At 59.8% G+C, this 18670-nt stretch carries 12 protein-coding genes; all 12 read left to right on the plus strand.

What is annotated here, in order from left to right; translation table 11 throughout:
• Position 1 precedes the first annotated feature (1 nt).
• Complete coding sequence (locus DW151_RS04055) at positions 2–1975, plus strand: VirD4-like conjugal transfer protein, CD1115 family (protein WP_118334575.1); 1974 nt, start codon at positions 2–4, stop codon at positions 1973–1975.
• 43 nt (positions 1976–2018) lie between these two features.
• On the plus strand, positions 2019–2237 hold the full coding sequence (locus DW151_RS04060; protein WP_118334576.1) for a hypothetical protein: 219 nt from the start codon (positions 2019–2021) through the stop codon (positions 2235–2237).
• On the plus strand, positions 2237–3841 hold the full coding sequence (locus tag DW151_RS04065; RefSeq protein ID WP_118334578.1) for a hypothetical protein: 1605 nt from the start codon (positions 2237–2239) through the stop codon (positions 3839–3841). The genes DW151_RS04060 and DW151_RS04065 overlap by 1 nt, the downstream gene beginning before the upstream one ends.
• A 13-nt stretch (positions 3842–3854) precedes the next feature.
• The gene (locus tag DW151_RS04070; protein ID WP_118334579.1) at positions 3855–4325 is read left to right on the plus strand and encodes a PrgI family mobile element protein; all 471 of its coding nucleotides are present in this window, start codon (positions 3855–3857) and stop codon (positions 4323–4325) included.
• Positions 4322–7963: a VirB4-like conjugal transfer ATPase, CD1110 family gene (locus DW151_RS04075; RefSeq protein ID WP_147351754.1), complete on the plus strand. Its 3642-nt coding sequence runs from the start codon at positions 4322–4324 to the stop codon at positions 7961–7963. The genes DW151_RS04070 and DW151_RS04075 overlap by 4 nt, the downstream gene beginning before the upstream one ends.
• A 3-nt stretch (positions 7964–7966) precedes the next feature.
• Positions 7967–9787 carry a phage tail tip lysozyme gene (locus DW151_RS10560; protein WP_158571647.1) on the plus strand — a complete coding sequence of 607 codons (1821 nt, stop codon included), beginning with the start codon at positions 7967–7969 and terminating at the stop codon, positions 9785–9787.
• Between the two features lie 25 nt (positions 9788–9812).
• Complete coding sequence (locus DW151_RS04085; RefSeq protein WP_118334582.1) at positions 9813–10331, plus strand: hypothetical protein; 519 nt, start codon at positions 9813–9815, stop codon at positions 10329–10331.
• A gap of 5 nt (positions 10332–10336) precedes the next feature.
• Positions 10337–10660, plus strand: coding sequence for a helix-turn-helix domain-containing protein (locus DW151_RS04090; RefSeq protein ID WP_118334584.1), 324 nt, complete (start codon positions 10337–10339; stop codon positions 10658–10660).
• A gap of 98 nt (positions 10661–10758) precedes the next feature.
• A complete protein-coding gene (locus DW151_RS04095; RefSeq protein ID WP_147351755.1) occupies positions 10759–11490 on the plus strand; it encodes a hypothetical protein in 732 nt (243 codons plus the stop codon).
• A 110-nt stretch (positions 11491–11600) separates the two neighbouring features.
• Positions 11601–12362 carry a hypothetical protein gene (locus DW151_RS04100; RefSeq protein WP_118334587.1) on the plus strand — a complete coding sequence of 254 codons (762 nt, stop codon included), beginning with the start codon at positions 11601–11603 and terminating at the stop codon, positions 12360–12362.
• Positions 12363–12589: 227 nt separating this feature from the next.
• Positions 12590–12904: a TnpV protein gene (locus DW151_RS10565; RefSeq protein ID WP_158571648.1), complete on the plus strand. Its 315-nt coding sequence runs from the start codon at positions 12590–12592 to the stop codon at positions 12902–12904.
• Positions 12905–13011: 107 nt separating this feature from the next.
• Positions 13012–18633, plus strand: a complete 5622-nt coding sequence (locus DW151_RS04105) for a DEAD/DEAH box helicase family protein (protein WP_158571649.1) — start codon at positions 13012–13014, stop codon at positions 18631–18633.
• Positions 18634–18670 lie beyond the last annotated feature (37 nt).

The following is an 18670-nucleotide window of genomic DNA, read 5'->3' on the forward strand; positions in this document are numbered from 1 at the left end:
CATGAAGTTGCCCAAGCTGGACATAACGAGGGCAATCGGAGCCGTCGTGCTGGGGGCGGCCGCCTTCTGGATCGTAAACCTTACGGTCCAGAAGGTCATGCTCGGAATCAACGGCATGGACGCACCCGATGACGTCGTGGCCTTCATCGCATGGTCGGCATCCCGGCGACCCTTAGGCATCTACTTCGGTGGGCTCCCTTTGCTGATTTCTGCCGCAACGTCCCTCGCGTTCGCGCTGGCCGTCTTCCTCAAGAAGGAGGCGCCCGGCGAGGACATATCTCCCGCCAAGCAATACGGATCCCAGCGCTTCTCCACCGCCCAAGAGCGCCTGCTGTACTCGCATAACAAGGCGACTGACGACTGGCCCGTCCCCGACTGGTGCGAGACGGTCGAGGACGACAATATCATCCTGTCGCTCAACAGCAAGGTTGCTGGTACCTCAATCGTCAATGACAAGAAGGACCCGATCAGGCGTGAGAGCCAGGTGCCTAACCGCAACATGTTCATCATGGCCGGATCGGGTGCTGGCAAGTCATACCGATTCGTGACCAACCAGATCATGCAGATGAACGGCAACATGGTCTTCACCGATCCGTCTGGCGAGCTTTTCCGCGCATCTGCCGCCTTTTTGGAGAAAAACGGCTATGAGGTGCAGGTCATCGACCTGCGCGACGAGGAGCACATCCTGGCCTCTACCCCCTACAACCCGCTCATCAACTGCCGTGACGTCACGTCCATCAACTCGCTGGTCAATATGTTCATTGCGAACACCAAAGGTGAGGACACGCGCGGCGACCAGCAGTTCTTCATCGACATGGAGAAGAATTTCTACACCTGCGTCTGCGGCATGTTCGTCTTTTGGTTCAAGGCCAACGGCAACACCGCGGACTGCACCCTTCCGGGCATCATCGACTACTTGGCGATGGCCAAGGCCGACGGCGCCGAGGGCATCAACAAGCTCGACCTCGTCTTCGAGGGTACCCGCGAGCGCGACGGCTTTGATGGGTTCGCGCAGTACATCATCGATACCTACGGCGAGGACGCGCTCGACGACGAGTCCCTCCCCGAGAACTCCGTCCTCACCAACTACCGCACCTTCAAGGCCAACGCCGGCGCCCCCGAGCAGATGGCGGCAGTCGTGTCCTCGTGCGCGGCCCGCCTGCAGAGACTCAACAACCCCGCGATCAGGAAGATGCTGGGTCGCGACGAGCTCGACCTGCAGTCTATCGACAAGCGCAAGCGCGCAATATTCTTCTGCATCAAGTCCGGTGGCGGCCCCTATGACTTTGTCGCCGCGATGGCCCTGAACCAGCTGTTCGATATCTCGAAGGATATCGGATCCACGAACGGCATCGGCCATCTTGAGATCCCCCTCTATTGCTATCTCGACGAGCTCGCCCAGATAGGTAAGATCCCTGACCTCGAGAAGCTGTTCGCCGAGAGCCGTAAGTTTTGGATCAACCTCTGCGCCATCGTACAGGACGGCAAGCAGCTCGAGGCCCGGTACGGTAAGCAGTCGGAATCCATCCGTGCAAACTCGGCCATTTTCATGTACATGGGTTCCTCCCTCTTTTCCGACTGCGAGCAGATATCTCGTGAGATGGGCAACACCACGAAGAAGTTCACCGATTACTCCGTCTCGAATTCCGCAAGCGGCAAATCCATCAATGAGAGTACGAGATACGTCAAGGTCCCGCTTATGAGCCCCGAGGAGCTCTACAGCTTCAACGAGGAGGATGGCCTGTCCCCTGACGAGTGCGTGACCCACTACAAGCAGGGAATGTGGTTCCGCGACCTCAAGGCCGACCCGGAGATCCACCCCCGGCGCAAGGAGTATCTCGCCGCCGGCAAGACCGACATGCTTGAGTGGGCGCGCTCCAGGAAGCATGCGAAGGAACCTGACGCGTCCACACCTGAGGACGTCGTGCTCATCGACCGAGCAAACCCCAAGACCATCGTCATCGACGCCTATTAGGGCGCATGAATAGATATCGCAAATCCTAGGGAAGGACATTTAAATGGAACAGCTTACACAAATCGTCACATCCTTCGAGAATCTCATGATTGCCGGTGGTTCTCTGTTTGCCCTGTGGGGTGTATACAACCTGCTTGAGGAAAAGACCAAGGGACGTCCCGGCCACGGTACCGAATGGTGGCAGGTGCTCGCCGGCGTATTCATTGCCGGATGCGGCGTGTCCCACATCATCTCCCAGCTTTTTAACGGCATCATTCAATAATGAGTATTCGGGAGAGGTTGCTCGCCTTCGCCGCCGGCTCCCCCATCGGGGATGACCGGTCGCCAAGGCCGACGGAACCATACGGGGAATACGAGCTCGACAGGCGATGCATAAAGTGGTCGGAGTGCATTTTTCGCTTCGCGGTTGTCAGCGTTGCCCTGCTGGTGCTGGGCTGCGCGCTGTCTGGCATCGCATATGCTGCGCAAAAGGGTCAGTGGTCTGTAAGAGACTCGCTTGATGTTTCAGGTTCCCAGGCAACAGACTCTAAGCGCTATGTCGTCATCCGTTGGTCAGATATTGAAAAAGACAAGTTTATAGACTTTAAACATGGCAACATCACCGCTCATGAAATCAGATATGAGGTGAAAATCGGAAACGGAAGCGCAAATCTTTATGGCCCGATCTATGTCGATAAGAACGGTAAAACTGTAAGTTCAAAAACCGCCAAAACAAAAAAGCTGAGCGGAAGTTTGAGCGATAGTGAGTTTCTGAAGAGCTTGGCGCCAAGTTGGGCCCCTGATGGCTGGGAGATAGCAAAAGCCGCGGCAACTGGACAGGAATCCACTGGAACCGGTGGCGGACCTCATACCGACAAAGACTCGGCAGCAAAGGACCCGGAGGACTTGGAAAACCAGTTAATCAAGGATCATCCGCCCAAATTCGCTCTAAATTTTGAATTCTTTAAGTATTCTGCCGAAAATTTGGCATGGTCCTTCTGCCGCGGACTTGCCGAGAATGCTACCAGTCTCGCCGAATGGTGTATTTCGTTGGTGTCCTCAACGGCGGATACGGCTTTCACTTCCGATTTCACCAATGGGCCTTTTGCCCAGTTCTACACCATGGCATCGACGTTGTCCAAAAACGCCTTCCAGCCTTACGCCTTTGCGTTTCTTGGCCTGACTTTCGGCGTCGCCCTTATGCACCAGCTCGATGTCCGCCGCAAGATGGCCGGTATCGACATCATGGCAAGCCTCGCCTTCGTTGTGATGATGTTCGCGGTGAGCTACACCCTCATCGTGCACGCGATGGATATATGCGCCTGCATATATATCCTCGCCCAGAATCTGGTAAGGGTCGTGAACATCGCGCTCGCGTCTGTCGGCATAGAGGCGTCAAAGTCCCTCGGCATAAAAGAGCAAGTGATCGCCTCGTTCGACTCTCTGACGTATGCCCAAGCGAGCACGTCCTTTATCCTGCTGCTCCTTGCGATCGTGGCCCTTGTCGCCTGCGTTGCCTGCCTATTTTGCGTACTCACTACCATCTTTGTACGCGTCGGCGAGATATATCTCAGGGCGGCGGCGAGCCCACTCTGCCTTGCATTTTTCGCAGACGACAGGTCCAGGGCAATGGGGGTCGGGTACCTCAAGCGCTTCGCCGCGGTGTGCTTCCAGGCAGTCATGATTGTCATCGCCATCGGCATGATCCCCTTGATCATGACAGTGGCCTCCGAGCTCATAGCGCCGATCACGTCTGACACGAGCAGCCTGAGCGGGTTTGGGGATGCCGTCGCCGCCCTGATCCCGTCGATGTGCGCCGTCCTGTGCATCACGGAAATCGTCAACAAGTCCAAGTTGGTCGCCAACAGCCTGTTTGGCCTTGCCTAGGGAAGGTGATGAAATGGCAGAGACATTCGTGCGCGACGATATCAACAACTATGTCGCGAGAAACATCTTCGGTCATTTTTCCAAGCGCTCCGCTGTGGCGGCGTTGGCTGCCGCTTCGGTCGTATCTGTCGGCATTTACGGCGTTTACGCATGGGACTGGAATCTCGAGGCCGTCACTTATCTGGCGATACCGGTTTGCGTCGCGATCGGCGTAATCGGCCTCCATTCGCACCATGGCCTCAAATCGGAAAAATGGCTGCCCCTCATGCTGAAGGACCGGGCCGAGCCGGATCAGCTCATGCTCGCGGTGCCGACTTTTGAGGTCGCGGTGCCAAAAAAGACTCGGGCCGAATTGCGCAAGGAGAAGCGCCGCAAAAAAGCCGCGAAGAAGGCAAGAAAGGTAGAACAGGAGACCGTGCCGGCGGGAATCGCCCAGGCGATGGCTGAGGTCTCTATTGATAACGATAGGAGAAACCCGAGATGAGTAGGATGACGATTGAGGATCTCGACCGTGAGATCGCGGAGGCGGAACAGCGCCGCGCGAACGCCGTCGAGGCCGGTTGGCCGAAGGGCGTGCGCCAAATGGACAAGCGCCTGAAAAAGCTGAATAAGAAACGCGACAAGCATCTTGCGAAATATGGTCCCGACGTGCCATCCATCCCCCTTGGCTCTTCCTGGGAAACGGATGAGGACCAGGCCGATCTCGGCGTCAACACCGCCCTGTCGACCGACGTAAAGCTCGTCCAACCCAAGTGGACGACCACGAAACTCGTGCCCTACGAGCTGCTAACGGTCGACGGCGTCATGCGTATCGATTCGGCGACCTACTCCATCGCCCTGCGGGTCGACGACGTCAACTATCAGGGCGCACGACCCGAGGATCAATATCGCGTTCGCGAGGCATGGGCGGCGTATCTCGACTCCCTCGACCATACGGTGCGCCTCGGCATCTTCATCATGAACAAGCGTGTTAGCCCGGAGGAGTTCGCCTCCGACCTGCTATTCCGCGAGGTGCCCGGTGACGATCGCGGCAATGTCTTGCGCCGCGAGTACAACGCTTGGACTCACTCCATGCTGGCGAAATCCTCCAGATCCGTTCGCCGTGACCGCATCGTGACGATCGCGGTGTCTGCCGACACGATGGAGCGCGCCGTCCCGCGCCTTTCACAAGAGGCCGATTCCTTCCTGCGCTTCATGCGCGACCTCGGATCCGACGCGCATATCCTCGACGGCCAGCAGCGTCTCGATATCATCCAAGCCATGACGCGTCAGGACGATAACCCGGGCACGGCGAACTTCGAGCGTCTTTCCGGAACCGTCGGCCTCACGACCCGCGAGCTCGTGGCCCCCTCCTCCGTCCTCACGGCAGACGGCTATCGCGGCGATCCGAGGATGATCGTCGGGCGCCGTTGGGTGAAGACCTATGACGTCACCCTCGACGGGTACGGAAAGACGATGAAAGACTCCTTTATCTCAGATTTGACGGGCCTGCCCTACGACCTCACCGTCGCCTGGCACATCCGGCCCTGGGAATTCTCTGCCGCGATCTCCGCTGCAGAGAACCACCTGCATGAGATCACCGAGGAAAACAACACCTATCAGTTCAACACGAGCCGTCCCGAGGTCGGCTACTTCGTCGACCAGAGTAACATGCCGCCTGCCATGCGTGAGGCCCAGGAGGACGCCGAGGCCTTCCGAGACGACCTCGAAAGCGCGGAAATGCATGCGTTCGGAGTCACGACGGTCGTTGCCGTCCAGGGTCGCACGGAGACGGAGCTCGAGGAGGCATGCCGCGAGGTCGAGAAGGTGTTTTCCACGCACAGGAAGCCCTATCCCGATTCCTGGCGCGCGCTTCGCGAGGAATCGTTCTCGACCGCCCTGCCTATCGGTACCCCCTATATCCCGTATGAGCGCACCCTCACGACAGATCCCCTGGCGCACATGATGATGTTCGTTGCGGCGGAGATGAATGACCCGGGCGGCAACATCATGGGCCTCAATGCCGAGACCCGCTCATTTATCGTCTACGATCCGGTCTCCCATGAGCACACGAACAGCTTCACACTGGCACAACCCCGTTCCGGCAAGTCGTTCAATTCGAAGATCACCCGCATCATCCCCGTGCACCTGAAGCATCCGGACGACGACGTGATCACAATCGACCCCGAGGGCGAGTACGTCACCCCCACCGAGTATCTCGGCGGTCAGGTGATCCGTATCGCGGAAAACTCCGGCGACTACATCAATCCCCTCGACATCTCCCTTGCCTACGGCTCGGATGACCCGGAGACGAAGTCCTCCCCTGTTCCTGCGAAAGTGTCCTTCATCCAGTCGCTTGTGCGCATGATGGCGAGCAGTGTCAATGACGCCCAGGCAAACGTGCTCGATGCCGCCGCGGCCTACGCGTATAACCGATACTTGGACGACCCGCGCCCCGAGAACCTGCCGACACTTCAGGATATCTATGACTTCCTGATGTCCGAGCAGGGCTCCGACATGCTCGACGCCCGAGACCTCGCGAAGCTCATTCGCCGCTACGTCACGGGCACGCTGTCGCTGTTCAACCATCCGACGAATGTGGACCTCCAGTCGAACCTCGTATGCTTCGACCTGCATGAGCTGTCCAGCGAGCTCAAGCCGCTGGCGCTTCTCATCATCCTCGACCATATCTGGGTCCGCGTCTCGGCAAACCGCCGCGCCGGAAGGCGAACCTGGCTCGTTATCGACGAGTTCCAGCTCCTGCTCGACAGCCCCTATGCGCGCAGCCAGATCGACCGCTTCTTCACCCGTGGCGGCAAATGGGACTTCTACATCAACGCCATCACGCAGAACCTCTCGCGCGTCCTCAACAGCGAGGAGACGCGCTACATGTTCCAGAACTCGCCCTTCGTGACGGTCCTGCAGCAGACGAGCGACCTTCTGCCCGACTTCCAGGAGCTTTTCAACCTCTCCGAGAGCCAGACGAAGGTTCTGGCGACCGCGCATCCCGGCGAGGGCCTCTACGTGTTCAAGAACCGCGTGGTCCATTTCGACTTCCCGATCGACCAGAAGATCTGCCCGACGCTCTACGACATCTGCACGACCCGCCCCGCCGATATCAAGCGCCGGGTGGCGAGGCCGGTGCCGGTGAGGCCCGACGTCGATACGCTCGACGAGCCGGAGGACGCCCCGTCATCGTCTTCGCGTTCGAGACGTGAGGAGATCGGTCGCAGTGTGCCCTCGCCCGCGCACATGGCTCCCCCGCCGCAAGTCCGATCCTCCGATCGACCTGCGAACGAGCAATTTGGTTTCAACGGCGGCGACAACCGAGACGCGGTTGCCGCCAAAAATGAAAGGATGGAAGATATGGATATTCGTGACTTCCAGGATGGCGTGAGCTTCTCGCGCTTCAACACCCGTCGACTCCCGACCGAGGAGGAGCTGCGCGCACAGGCTGAAGCCGAGCTCAAGAAACTTGTCCTGAACGCGATCGATCAGGTCTTCACCCGTGAGAGCGATACCCACTTCGACGATTTCGCGCTGGCGCTTTCCGCTGCCGGCATCAAGCTCGGCGCCGACCCCTCCGGCGACATCGCCTTCTCGAACGGCACGGTCGCCCTTTCCGGTTCCGAAGTCGGATACACGCTGCAGGCGCTCGTTGCCATGTCGGAGCGCGCCAACGGCCTTGATGCCGTAGCGGAGCCCCAGCGTGCCGCTTTCCCCGAGCAGGCTCAGTCCATCGAGGAGGATACCGAGCAGGCTGCCTCTCGTCTCGATGGCGCCCGTCAGCAGCCGGTGGACTCGCCGGCCCGTCCGCGCACTCAGGCGCAAGTCCCTCAACAGCCGGTGCACTCCGCAACACCCCAGCAGACTTCCGCTGCAGACTTCATGCAGACCGGCGGCATGTATCCAAACCAGCGCGCGGCTCAGCGCCGCCATCAGGCCGCGCTGCAGGCGACGGCTGCTCCCCAACAGCCCGCTGAACAGCGCTTCAACAGCGCATCGGTCAAAGGCGCCATGGACACCCTGCTGAACTATCAAAACGACAGCGGCGAGGATGTCGGCGGCGTGTTCGCAAACCCCGATGAAATCAGCCCCGAGGGCCTTAGCGAATACGCAAACGGCTCCGGTTTCGTAGGCTAGATAATGCGCTCGACGAGATACAGCTCCAACCTTGCCCATGCGGATGCCCGTACTGCCGCTAGCAGGCGTGCGGGCACCGTCGCCGCCATGCTCGAATCGGAGTCGCGGTATGCCACGGCATCGGCAGGATCCTCTTCGCGCAAGAATGGCTCGCGCGCGAACTCATCCGACCTTTCTCGTCTCGGCGCACAGAAAACGACGCGCTCGCGTGCGGCATCTGCCGCCGCGGGCGCAGCCTCCTACGGCGGCGCCTTTGCAGCCGCCGCGCGATCCACGATGGCAGGTGCATCCGAAGCCGATGCGCCCGACACAGATATGGCGGAGGGATCGGGTTTCTCCCCCTCCGCTATGGCCTCGTCTTCCCGACGCGGGGCCACTGTGTCGGGCGCAACGCCCTCGGCACAGCTCGTGGCGTCTTCGGAACTCGCGAAAAAGGTGACGACGGTCCCTGTCGCCCCGTTTGCCGGCAGCGCCTCAAAGGCGCTTGATCGCGCCAACGCGGTCGAGCTCGATATCCTCATGAAGCGCCGTCCCGGTTCCTTCAAGAAGGACCCGGCCGCCGTCAAAAAGCTCAAGGACTATCGCAAGCGCTCTCTGCGCAGGAAACGCAAGGCGGCACTCAAACAGGCCTCGCTCGGGAAGAAGGCGAGCCGTGCCGTCGGCGGCAGCATCTCCCGAAAAATATTCAAGGGGCGCAAGGGAAGGCAGAAGTTCCTCTCCATGAGGGCATGGAGGAACAGGGTCGCCCTGTTCACCTCCCTGCTTTCGCTCGGCTGCCTGCTGTTCATGGGCGTGGTCCTAGCCTCGTCGCTTGGCATCGTTCTGTTCGGCAACCAGGCCGCCGGCGCTAGCAGTACGGCGAGCCTGGGCGCCGACGAGCTCAAGATATATCTGTACCTCAAGGACCACGGCTGCGACGACATCCACGCTGCGGCCATCATGGGCAACTATTGCCATGAGTCCGCGGGCACCGCAGCCAAGAAGATATACCCGATGGCCGACCAGGCGAAGGGCGGTCGTGCCTATTGGGAAGAGGGTATCAGTCCTTGCACCAATGACGAGATCATCGCGAGGGGTCCCATCTACAACAAGGCGGTTGGCATCGGCCAATGGGACGGGGGGCGTCGCCTTCGCCTTGCCCAGTTCGCCAAGGAGACGGGAAGGAACTGGTACGAACTCGACGTTCAGCTCGAGTTCTGGTCGGACCACGATGAGTGGGGATCGTTCACCAGCGCGAACGGCAAGTACACCTACCAGACATTCATGGAGACCGACGATCTTGAGTCGGCAACTATGCACTATGCGATGGGATGGGAGCGGTGTGCGATGGTGGGAGGCAAGCCGCACGGCTGGGACTCAAGGTACCCAAACGCGGAGTATTTCTACAACGCCATCACATCGGGCTCCCTCGGCGGCTCCGGCCAGGAACTGTCGGGCGCCACGGGCACCCAGCTGGCCGTCGTGAGCGCATGCAAATCGACACCCTCGCCAGGCAAGAACTGGTGCGCCGCCTGGGTGACTAATGTGTTCAAGGCCGCCGGCGTCGGCTACTACGGCGGCAACGCCTGCGACATGGTCAAGGCCTGGTGCCATAGCAACAACCCAGCAGACCTCAAGGTCGGCATGATCGTGGGCGACACGAGCCACCCCGGCACCGGAACGCCCGGCCTTCTCTATGGCCATGTCGGCATCTACGTCGGTGACGGCAAGGTCATGAGCAACGAGGGCGCTATCACGACCAAAACGCTTGACGAATTCATAGCCTTCTACGGAAAGGGCTCCGGCGTCTACTGGGGCTGGATGGGCGGAGTGGAGCTCAAATAGCTCTAAGAGGAAAGGAACTTGTGCCATGTACGATAAGGGAAAGAAGCTCGACTCAAAGGGGATTATTCTCGCCTGCGTCGGCATCATCGCGGTCTGCATCGCAATCAATATCGCATTCGCGGTATTCCCGCCCATGGGAAGGTCGGATGGTACCTCGAGCGAGGAATCCTCAATTGGAACCGACAGCGCGTCCGAAGTCTCAGGTGACGAGTCAGATGATGGGCAGGAAACCGACGTTGCGGATGGACAGGGCGAGACGGCCCAGGTTGACCCCTCGATCGTGTCCGTGCCCGACAACCTGCCGGAGGAAGCGACCCAGGCAGGTTTCCAGGACGCTGTCGCCGCATACCTCACATCCCTGACCTCAGAATACGGCGTTCCCGAGAAGACGCTTATCGAGTCGAGCGACGTGAATGCGGGAATGGGCCCCGATGGCTCCGATATCCCCTACTGGGTCATCCGCGCCTACTTCCCAAACGAGACGGAGATTCCCGTGACCGTCGATTTCACCAAGGGCGAGGGCTTCAACGTCGGGACGTACTGATTTAGATGAAGAATGCGCCCGGACCCTACACAACAGAACCGTCCCTGCTGCTCTTTCGCCGGCGCCTGGCCGCCCTCATGAGAGTGACGGGTGTCGGCCAGGATGAGCTTGCGGCAACGATCGGCCAATCGCCGCGCTCTATCGCCCTTTGGTTGACGGGCGTCAGGCTGCCTTCGGCGGTCTCGCTCAAGGCCCTCTCGAGGACGTTCGGCGTGCCTGCAGACTGGCTGTTGGGCGCGGACGCGGTCGAGATAGCCTCGGGGCTCACGAGGCTCGCGGAGATCGCCTCGGCGCCGAAGATCGCGGGCGCAGATAAGGCGTCGGACTAAAGGCGCGGGCGACCTTTCTATCGTTGGGCGCGAGTTCAACGTAAATACCGATTGTGAATGGACAGACCATGGCAAGACTACCGTTACAGGGCTCAAAGATGAATAAGATTAAATTCGGTACGACCGTTGAGGTGGCCACGCCGGATAGAATCAAGGAGCTACGCAGCAAGAACCCCGAATCAATTCGGAGTACCGGTGAGGCGATCGATTATCTGACTGCTATGTTTACCGGTCTTACGCCTCGAGTTGCAGAGGCCATGGATAAAGCCTGCCAAAAAGAGCTTCAACTTACTGCGCAGGAAATGAGACACCTCTCATTTGATGGGTCAGAGGAATTGTCCGTAGCGAAACTTGAGCGTGACTATGATCAGTTCCTGCGCCTTCACGAACACTTTTCCCTTTACTACATGGACGTGGCGGAGAATGAGCCTCGCGACATGCGGCGGATTGATCTTGCCGACAATGATTTCGCTGTCGTCCCATCGTCTTGGATATTGCTTGGTGACGGCGAAAGCTCAGAATCTTTCAGCCAGGTTTCAGTTGTCGAAATCTGCGGAGGCGCAAAACTTGGTGCGCCTCACTTCGCCTTCCTCCATAACGGCGAGTATAACGAGGAGGATGTCCTCGACCTTGCGATTCAGAAATGGTCTCCCCTATTTGACCTCGCCCATGACCCATGCGTCGGAAGGTGGAATAGCAAATCGGCTAAATCATGTGTCTATAACGGCGTACCTGTCATATGCTTCCACGAGCTTCAAGATGCGTCCTTCTATGAGGGCCGGGGACTAGATGCCCCTTGCGGAGCAGCGGTGCACCGTTGCCAGCAGTGATTTGGCTGTACCTCAGCATCCTTGCCATGATGAACACTTGTTCCCGCACCGGATGGCATGGGTGCACTCCCCCATCATCGATGGGAGTTGACTGAGACGGGGAGGAAATAATGCAGCAGAGGCTAATCGAAGCGCCTGTCGAGATACTCGCGGCTGTGATGGGTCATCCGCGAGGCTGGGACACGATTCTCGACTCCATGGCCGAGCATCCCGAATTGGGCCCGAGGAGTATTCTCGCCCTCGCGGCATTCAAGCTCGACCATCCCGAGGCCGATACCTCCGCTGTCCTCAGCAGGCAGCGCGCCGATAGTTTGGGTGGCAAAATCAAAGAGCATCCGGTAGGGTTCGAGATCCTCGTTCCCTTTGCAAAACGAGACGGTGAAGAGCTGACTCTAGACTGCGAGCTCGTGCCGGAGACCGTCTACCCCGCCTCAGCCTACACGGGCCTCACCTCGTGTCCCGGTGCCGCTCCAATCAGGGTGGTCGAGGGGGATACGGTCGCACTCGACGCGGTCACAAAGGCCGCCGAAGACATCGACCTTGAGGGCATGGACCCGATGGCCTCCCATGTGACGCTTCGCCGCTACGGGATCGATGACGGCTTGGAGATTCGCGTGCCGATGGAGGATACCGAACTGCTCCTCGTCCGCATCGAGCGCGTCTGCGCCCAGGTGAGGGGCGCCACGAACAGAATCGACCGCGCCCTCAGGCGGGCGGGGTTCGAACACAAGCCGAGAACACGAGCTTCGCAGAACAGCCCGGTCGAGCGCGGTCAATCGGCAACCATGACGACAAAGCGCCTGAAGAGTATGCTCGCATCCTTCGATGCCGGCGCGCGCGGAGCCTCCAATAACACCCGAAAGGGGGCGTAGCGCCATGGCCAGGAGAACGTCGAGGCGCTTTGTCGCGGTCGAGGGACAAATCTCACTCTTCGCGATGGACGACCCCTCAATTTACGAGGCGCCAGCCGAAAACCAAATAGATGACGTGGATGCACAGCAAAGGTTGGCACTTGACTTTGGCGCGCAACAGGAATCTTATGTAAGCCAAGCGGGAGGCGACAAGGCCGCCCGCAAAGATGATTCCGAGGAGGAAGCGCATGTCGGTGCTGAAGAACCCGTACAGGGGCGTGAGGGGACTCCGGTATTCCTTCATGGAGCAGAGCGCTCCGGAGGAGCTGGCCAGGATGGACGCGGCCGGCGAGACGGAGGAGTATCTCAAGGCAGTGGAGCGCAACTACCTGACGAGGCTAGCGGAGCTGCAGGACAGCTGCATGGAGAGCTGCGGGGCGACACCGGAGTTCGCGCAACTCACGATGGCCGAGTGCCGGTACGACGACTACATTCGCAGGGCCAACAGCGCCCAGAAGATGGCCGAGGAGATCGCCCTCAACGAGACGGTGCTCACGCTCTAGTCAACCGCCACAACACCGAATACCTAAACCCTGACGTCCAGGCCGGCCATTCGCCGCTGGAGCGCGCGCGGCTGAACGTCGCCGCCCTGCGCGCCCTCAAGGCGACCATGGATGAGGGGCGAGACGCCACCCCAGGGGAGGTGCGCGCCATCTCGGCCTACTCCCGTTGGGGCGGCGCGGCGAACGCATTTGCCGAAAACCCGACCGGCGGCTGGGCCGAGGTATCACGGGAACTGAAAGAGCTGCTGAGCGAAGATGAGTTCGCCGAGCAGCGCGCGACGGTCCTCACCGCCTTCTACACCCCCCGTCCTGTCGTGGAGCTCATCTGGGAGACGCTAAAGGGTGCAGGTATCTGCGATGGGGGCAGAGCCGAGATTCTGGAGCCGGGCTGCGGCACGGGCAACTTCATGCGCTGCGTGCCCGAGGGCATGGACGTCCATGTGACCGGCGTGGAGATCGACCCCGTGAGCGCGGGACTTGCTCGTGTGCTTTGCCCGGACCATACGATCGTCGCCGCGGATATCGAAAAATGCGAGATCCCTGAAGGGTCGTTTGATGCCGCCATAGGCAACGTCCCCTACTCCGACGCGATTAAAATCGACGGTGTGCCGCTACACGACTATATGATCAAGAGAGCCGTGGCCGCCGTGCGTCCCGGTGGTATCGTTGCTGTGCTGACGAGTCGCTACACCATGGACAAGGCTCGCGAGGCAACCCGCGTGAACCTTGCGGCCGAGTGCGACCTTGTCGGCATGGCACGACTCCCCAGGGAGACTTTCGAGAGCCAGGCGGGGACAAGCGCGCTGTGCGATCTTGTCATCCTGAGGAAGCTCGATAAGCCACGTGAGATCGATCACGACAGCACGCCGGACTGGGTCCACACGGCGACCAACGCGGACGGCCTCCGCGTGAACGCGCTACTGGCCTCCAATCCGTCCATGGCCATCGGCGAGCAGGGCTCGGAGATGACCGCATACGGTCCTGGTTATGCGCTGATCAGCGGGCTGGACGCCGCCGGAATCGCCGATGGCGCCAGGGAGGCCCTAGCGAATCAAGCCATCAGCGCAATTGCACATACTTTCGAGGGGATGCCCAACAGGTCTGCCGCGCCCGAGGTCGTCCAAATCCCCACCAATCCGGCGCTCTATGAGTTCACACTGGGCGACGGCGGATCGATCTGGTACGGCAACGGCGACACGGTCGAGCTTTTCCGGCCCACAGGCCGGGGGGCAGAGGATCGTGCACGCGCAATGCTCGAGATCAGGGATGCCGCGCGAGCACTTATCTCGCTCGAGCGTGACCCCAAATCGACTGATGCCGCAATCGAATCTGGAATAAAGGCGCTCAACGACCGCTATGACCGCTTCGCTGAGCGATACGGTCGCCTGAATGATCAGAAGAACCGCAGGGTCCTTACCATGAAGGGCTATCACGACTGCTCGCTCGGCATCAACCTCTTCAGTCTCGAGGTTCTGGACACCAAGAAGAACTTCGTCCGCAAGGCCGACATCCTCTCGAAGCGCACGGTGCGCCCCCAGGCGCCCCTCCCCGACCGTTCGGAGACCCCGGCTGATGCCCTGGCCGTCTCATATGACCGTACGGGCGGCGTCGATCTGGCACTCATCGGGCGACTACTCGGCTGCAGCGTCGAAGATGCCGAGGAAAAGCTCGGAGACCTCATCGTCCGCGATCCGGTCACTTCGAGGATCGAGAGCGCCGAGGCATATCTTTCCGGCGATATCGGCGAGAAGCTCGATGCAATCCATACGATGCAAAAGAAGATAGAGAACGAGCGTTTTGATGCCGGGGAAAGCTCCTGGTTCGAATCTGTTTCGATCCCTCCCGTCCGCACTCCCGAGGCAAATGCGGAGGTGGTGAGAGCCGTTACCGTCCTCATGAAAAGCGGCCTGTGGGACACCTGCGTCCATCCCCTGACGGCCGACCGTGCCGTTATCGCCTCGGCGCATGTCGGCAGCCTCCCCGACAGCTGGCGCGACAGGTCGTTCAGCACGTGGACCGGAGAGGCGTTAATTGCCGCCCTGGGAGAGCTCGATGAGGGGGTTCGCATCTCCACCGTGCGCAGGAACGGCCACGCGGCAATAACGAACCCCCTCGTTGCAACGCTTGTCGAGAGATCGCTCGGATATCTGGCAAGTAAACGAGATTTCGCGACCGATGGTATGAACACGGAGGAGGTCCTCTGGCGACTTTCCAGGGATCCCCGCGTGGGCTCCGATGTTCTTGGCGTCGCACTTCACTGCGCCGATGCCGACAACACATATCAGACTCCCGATCCGATCAAAAACCTGGCGCGCGCGTATGGGATCTCTGATGCCCGGAAGTCGGAGCAGGAGCCCCTATCGAGTGTTTTGGCGGCTGCGATGAAGGCAGACCCCGTGCCGGCCGAATTCCTTATCTCGCTCGGCTATTGCCAGGCTGGTGACGAGGCCGTGGTGAGGACTACCCATGTCGACTGGATGGGCGACGTCGAGCAGGCCGTTCCCCATGAGGAGCTCGTCAACTCAGATGACCTTGCCGAGTACAGGGCTAGACGCGAGCGACATATGTCAGCTTTCGGCCTAACCGAGTCGGATGTCGAGAGGCTCGCCGCGCTGCACACCTGCGAAGAGAAACTGAAAGCCGTGCTTCCACGTGAGCTGGGTCCCGGAGAGATCGCGGCGACCCTAGGTTCTCCCTGGATTCCCCCCTCCTTCGTCATGAGCTTCATCGAGGAGGAGCTCGAGTTAACTGATGGTGAGATGACTGCGGCAAAGCAGAGGAAATTCGAGGTTTCTCATGAGCCTCGTACCGGAAAATGGCGCCTGACGGGAAACGCGACCGAGCTTTCGCTCGAGGTGCTGGCCAGATACGGGTGCAACAGCTATTCGCCGCTCAAGGTCATCTCGGCCGTCCTCAACGGCAGCGAGACGAAGCTGAACAAGACCGACCTGTCCACGGGCAAGAAGGTTCCCGACCCCCAGGGGACTAAGGCCGCATGGGACAGGAGGCGCTTGATTTCGTCGGCTTTCGAGAAATGGGTGTGGACAGACCCGGATCGGGCAAATGTTCTGTGCAAAATCTACAACGATAGGTACAACCGTCTTGCTCCAAGAACGTATGACGGCTCATACCTCACATTTCCCGGCATGAATCCCGACGTGGAGATGAGGCCGCATCAGCGTGCCGCCGTCGCTCGTGCTGGGCAGGCAGATGAGGGCACGCTTGTGGCTCATGTTGTCGGCGCCGGGAAAACCTATACGGGTATCGCCATGTGCATGGAGGCCAGGCGTCTCGGCCGGGCCACCAAGCCGCTTGTCGTCGTGCCGAAGCACTTAACCGAGCAGTGGGCATCGGATTTCGCCTATCTCTATCCTGGGGCGAGGGTGCTCTACATGCGTAAAACGGAGTCGGATTCCGCAGACGCGGCGAGGGAGTTCTTCGGCCGAGCGGCAAACGGCGACTGGGACGCCGTGATCGTATCGGGTTCGCGCTTTGATATGCTCGACCTTTCGCAGGAGCGAAAGGAGGTTTATCTCAAGCGCCGTAAGGAAGAATTCCTGCAAGCCAAAATGGATGCGCAGGCAAACGGCGGAACTTTCTCGGTTAAAAAGCTCCAGGAAGAAGTCAACGAAATCGATAAGAAGCTCGCGAAGCTCCATTCGTCCCCGAAGACCGAGGGGCTCTCATTCGAGGAGATTGGCTTCGACTATCTGTTTGTGGACGAGGCGCACATCTATAAGAATCTCCCCACGTATGGCCTGGTCGTCTCAGGAATGACCTCATCGAAGTCCAACCGTAGCGAGAGCCTGCTCGATAAGTGCACCTACCTTCGCGAGATCGGCCGTGGACGCAACATCGTGTTCGCCACGGGCACGCCCGTCACCAATACGATGGGCGAGCTGTACAACATGCAGCGCTATCTCGCGCCTAAGCTCCTTGAGCGACAGGGCCTGTCATCGTTCCCGTCCTGGGCGTTTACGTTCGGCACGATAGAGGACTCGATGGAGATTAAGCCTGAGGGCAACGGCTTCCAGCTGAAGCAGCGCTTCACGAAGTTCCATAACCTCCCCGAGCTCATGAGTGCCTATCGAACCTTTGCGGATATCGTCACGCAGGAGACCGTGAACCTCAAGGTTCCCGAATGCGAGGAGATCCATATCACCGTGCCCGCTACGCCCGAGCAGGTCGAAGAGGTCAAAAAACTCGGCATCCGCGGCGAGCGCGTCCGCGCCGGAACTGCCGATGACAACGATAACCTGCTTGCGATCACCGGCGACGGCATGAAGGTCGCCCTCGACCCGAAGCTGATGCACCCTGAGCTTGAGCCGATGGAGGGCGGCAAATGCGAGGCGTGCGCACGTGAGGTATTTAGAATTTGGGAGGAGACGGCCGACATGCGCGGCGCTCAGCTCGTCTTCTGCGACCGTTCGACCCCAGCCTCGGGAAAATGGAATATCCAGGATGATATGAGGCGACGTCTCATCGAGGCGGGAATCCCCTCCGAGCAGGTTGCGTGCGTCAGCGACGTCGGCAACGACCCGGAGAAGAAGGAAACGCTCTTCGAGAAGGTGCGTACGGGCGAGGTTCGCGTCCTCATGGGCTCGACCGAGAAGTTGGGTACGGGCACAAACGTCCAGACGAGGCTCGCGGCCATCCACAACCTCGATTGCCCGTGGAGACCTTCCGATTTCGAGCAGCGTCTGGGACGAATCAAACGCCAGGGAAACCTATTCGAGAGCGTGAAGGACTACAAGTACGTCGCCCAGGGAACGTTCGATTCCTTCCTCTATTCCACCGTCGAGCACAAGCAGCGTTTTATCGGACAGGTCTTCTCGAATAAGCCGTCCGTACGCAGCATGGACGACATCGATGAGACTAGAATCTCCTACTCCGACCTTGCCGCCGTGGCGTCCGGCAATCCCGATATCAAGAGGATCCAGGAGCTGAGAAGCGAGATCATGTCGCAGTCCATGCTCAAGCAGTCTCATGCCGAGATGGTGGCGGGCATGCGCAGCCAGATCGAATCTCGTTTTGCGCCTTCGGCCAAGCTCTGTCGTTGGCAATTCGAGCTGCTCGAACGCGATCACGATGTCCTCGAGCGCGCAAACAGGCAAAGGGAGCTCGAGAAGGGCACCGATATCGTAAGGGTATCGGTTGGCGGCGTCTCGGCGCAAAATCGTGCTAGTGCGATCGAGATGGTTCAGACGGCCGCCGCCGATTGCCCCATCGGTCCCATAAGGGCCATCGGAGAGTTCCGCGGTTTGGAGATTGTCGTGAAGAAGGAGCAGACTCTGCTCGAGCGCGGCGGCACCTTACGTTATGACCCTTTCATTGGTCTGAGGGTCAAGGGCGCAGTCGACGCGCACTGGTCGAAGCATATGCTGCCATCGGCTACTTCCGGCTCGCATACCGTGCTGCAGCAGATGGACGGCATTATCGAGAAGGATGCGGGCGGTCTAGATCGGGCAAGAGTCCTCATGGAACGCGCCGAAAAGCAGCTTGAGGATGCTAGGAGAATCGTTTCCGAGCCATGGGACGGTGAGGAGAATCTCAAGAAGCTGCAGGCCGAGCTTGCCGAGCTGGAGCAGAAGGAGCTGGAAAAGGGTCGGGAAGAGTCAAGCGGAGATGATGGCCAGGACGAGGGCGGCCATGCCATCACGGAATCTCCCGTCAGTGTTGAGGGGCAGGACGGGGACGAACATCCCCGCGCGAACGGCCATGGATTTTAAACGACAGGCAAAATCGGCTTCCAGAGGCTTTGATCGT

This window comes from Collinsella sp. AM13-34 (genome assembly GCF_003473055.1).
Classification (GTDB): domain Bacteria; phylum Actinomycetota; class Coriobacteriia; order Coriobacteriales; family Coriobacteriaceae; genus Collinsella.

What these genes read in the sequence shown, in the direction of transcription:
- DW151_RS04070 (WP_118334579.1), top strand. Translation starts at nt 3,855, where the DNA reads ATGGCAGAGACATTCGTGCGCGACGATATCAACAACTATGTCGCGAGA.
- DW151_RS04060 (WP_118334576.1), top strand. Translation starts at nt 2,019, where the DNA reads ATGGAACAGCTTACACAAATCGTCACATCCTTCGAGAATCTCATGATT.
- DW151_RS04100 (WP_118334587.1), top strand. Translation starts at nt 11,601, where the DNA reads ATGCAGCAGAGGCTAATCGAAGCGCCTGTCGAGATACTCGCGGCTGTG.
- DW151_RS04055 (WP_118334575.1), top strand. Translation starts at nt 2, where the DNA reads ATGAAGTTGCCCAAGCTGGACATAACGAGGGCAATCGGAGCCGTCGTG.
- DW151_RS10565 (WP_158571648.1), top strand. Translation starts at nt 12,590, where the DNA reads ATGTCGGTGCTGAAGAACCCGTACAGGGGCGTGAGGGGACTCCGGTAT.
- DW151_RS04095 (WP_147351755.1), top strand. Translation starts at nt 10,759, where the DNA reads ATGAATAAGATTAAATTCGGTACGACCGTTGAGGTGGCCACGCCGGAT.
- DW151_RS04105 (WP_158571649.1), top strand. Translation starts at nt 13,012, where the DNA reads ATGGATGAGGGGCGAGACGCCACCCCAGGGGAGGTGCGCGCCATCTCG.
- DW151_RS04075 (WP_147351754.1), top strand. Translation starts at nt 4,322, where the DNA reads ATGAGTAGGATGACGATTGAGGATCTCGACCGTGAGATCGCGGAGGCG.
- DW151_RS04065 (WP_118334578.1), top strand. Translation starts at nt 2,237, where the DNA reads ATGAGTATTCGGGAGAGGTTGCTCGCCTTCGCCGCCGGCTCCCCCATC.
- DW151_RS04085 (WP_118334582.1), top strand. Translation starts at nt 9,813, where the DNA reads ATGTACGATAAGGGAAAGAAGCTCGACTCAAAGGGGATTATTCTCGCC.
- DW151_RS10560 (WP_158571647.1), top strand. Translation starts at nt 7,967, where the DNA reads ATGCGCTCGACGAGATACAGCTCCAACCTTGCCCATGCGGATGCCCGT.
- DW151_RS04090 (WP_118334584.1), top strand. Translation starts at nt 10,337, where the DNA reads ATGAAGAATGCGCCCGGACCCTACACAACAGAACCGTCCCTGCTGCTC.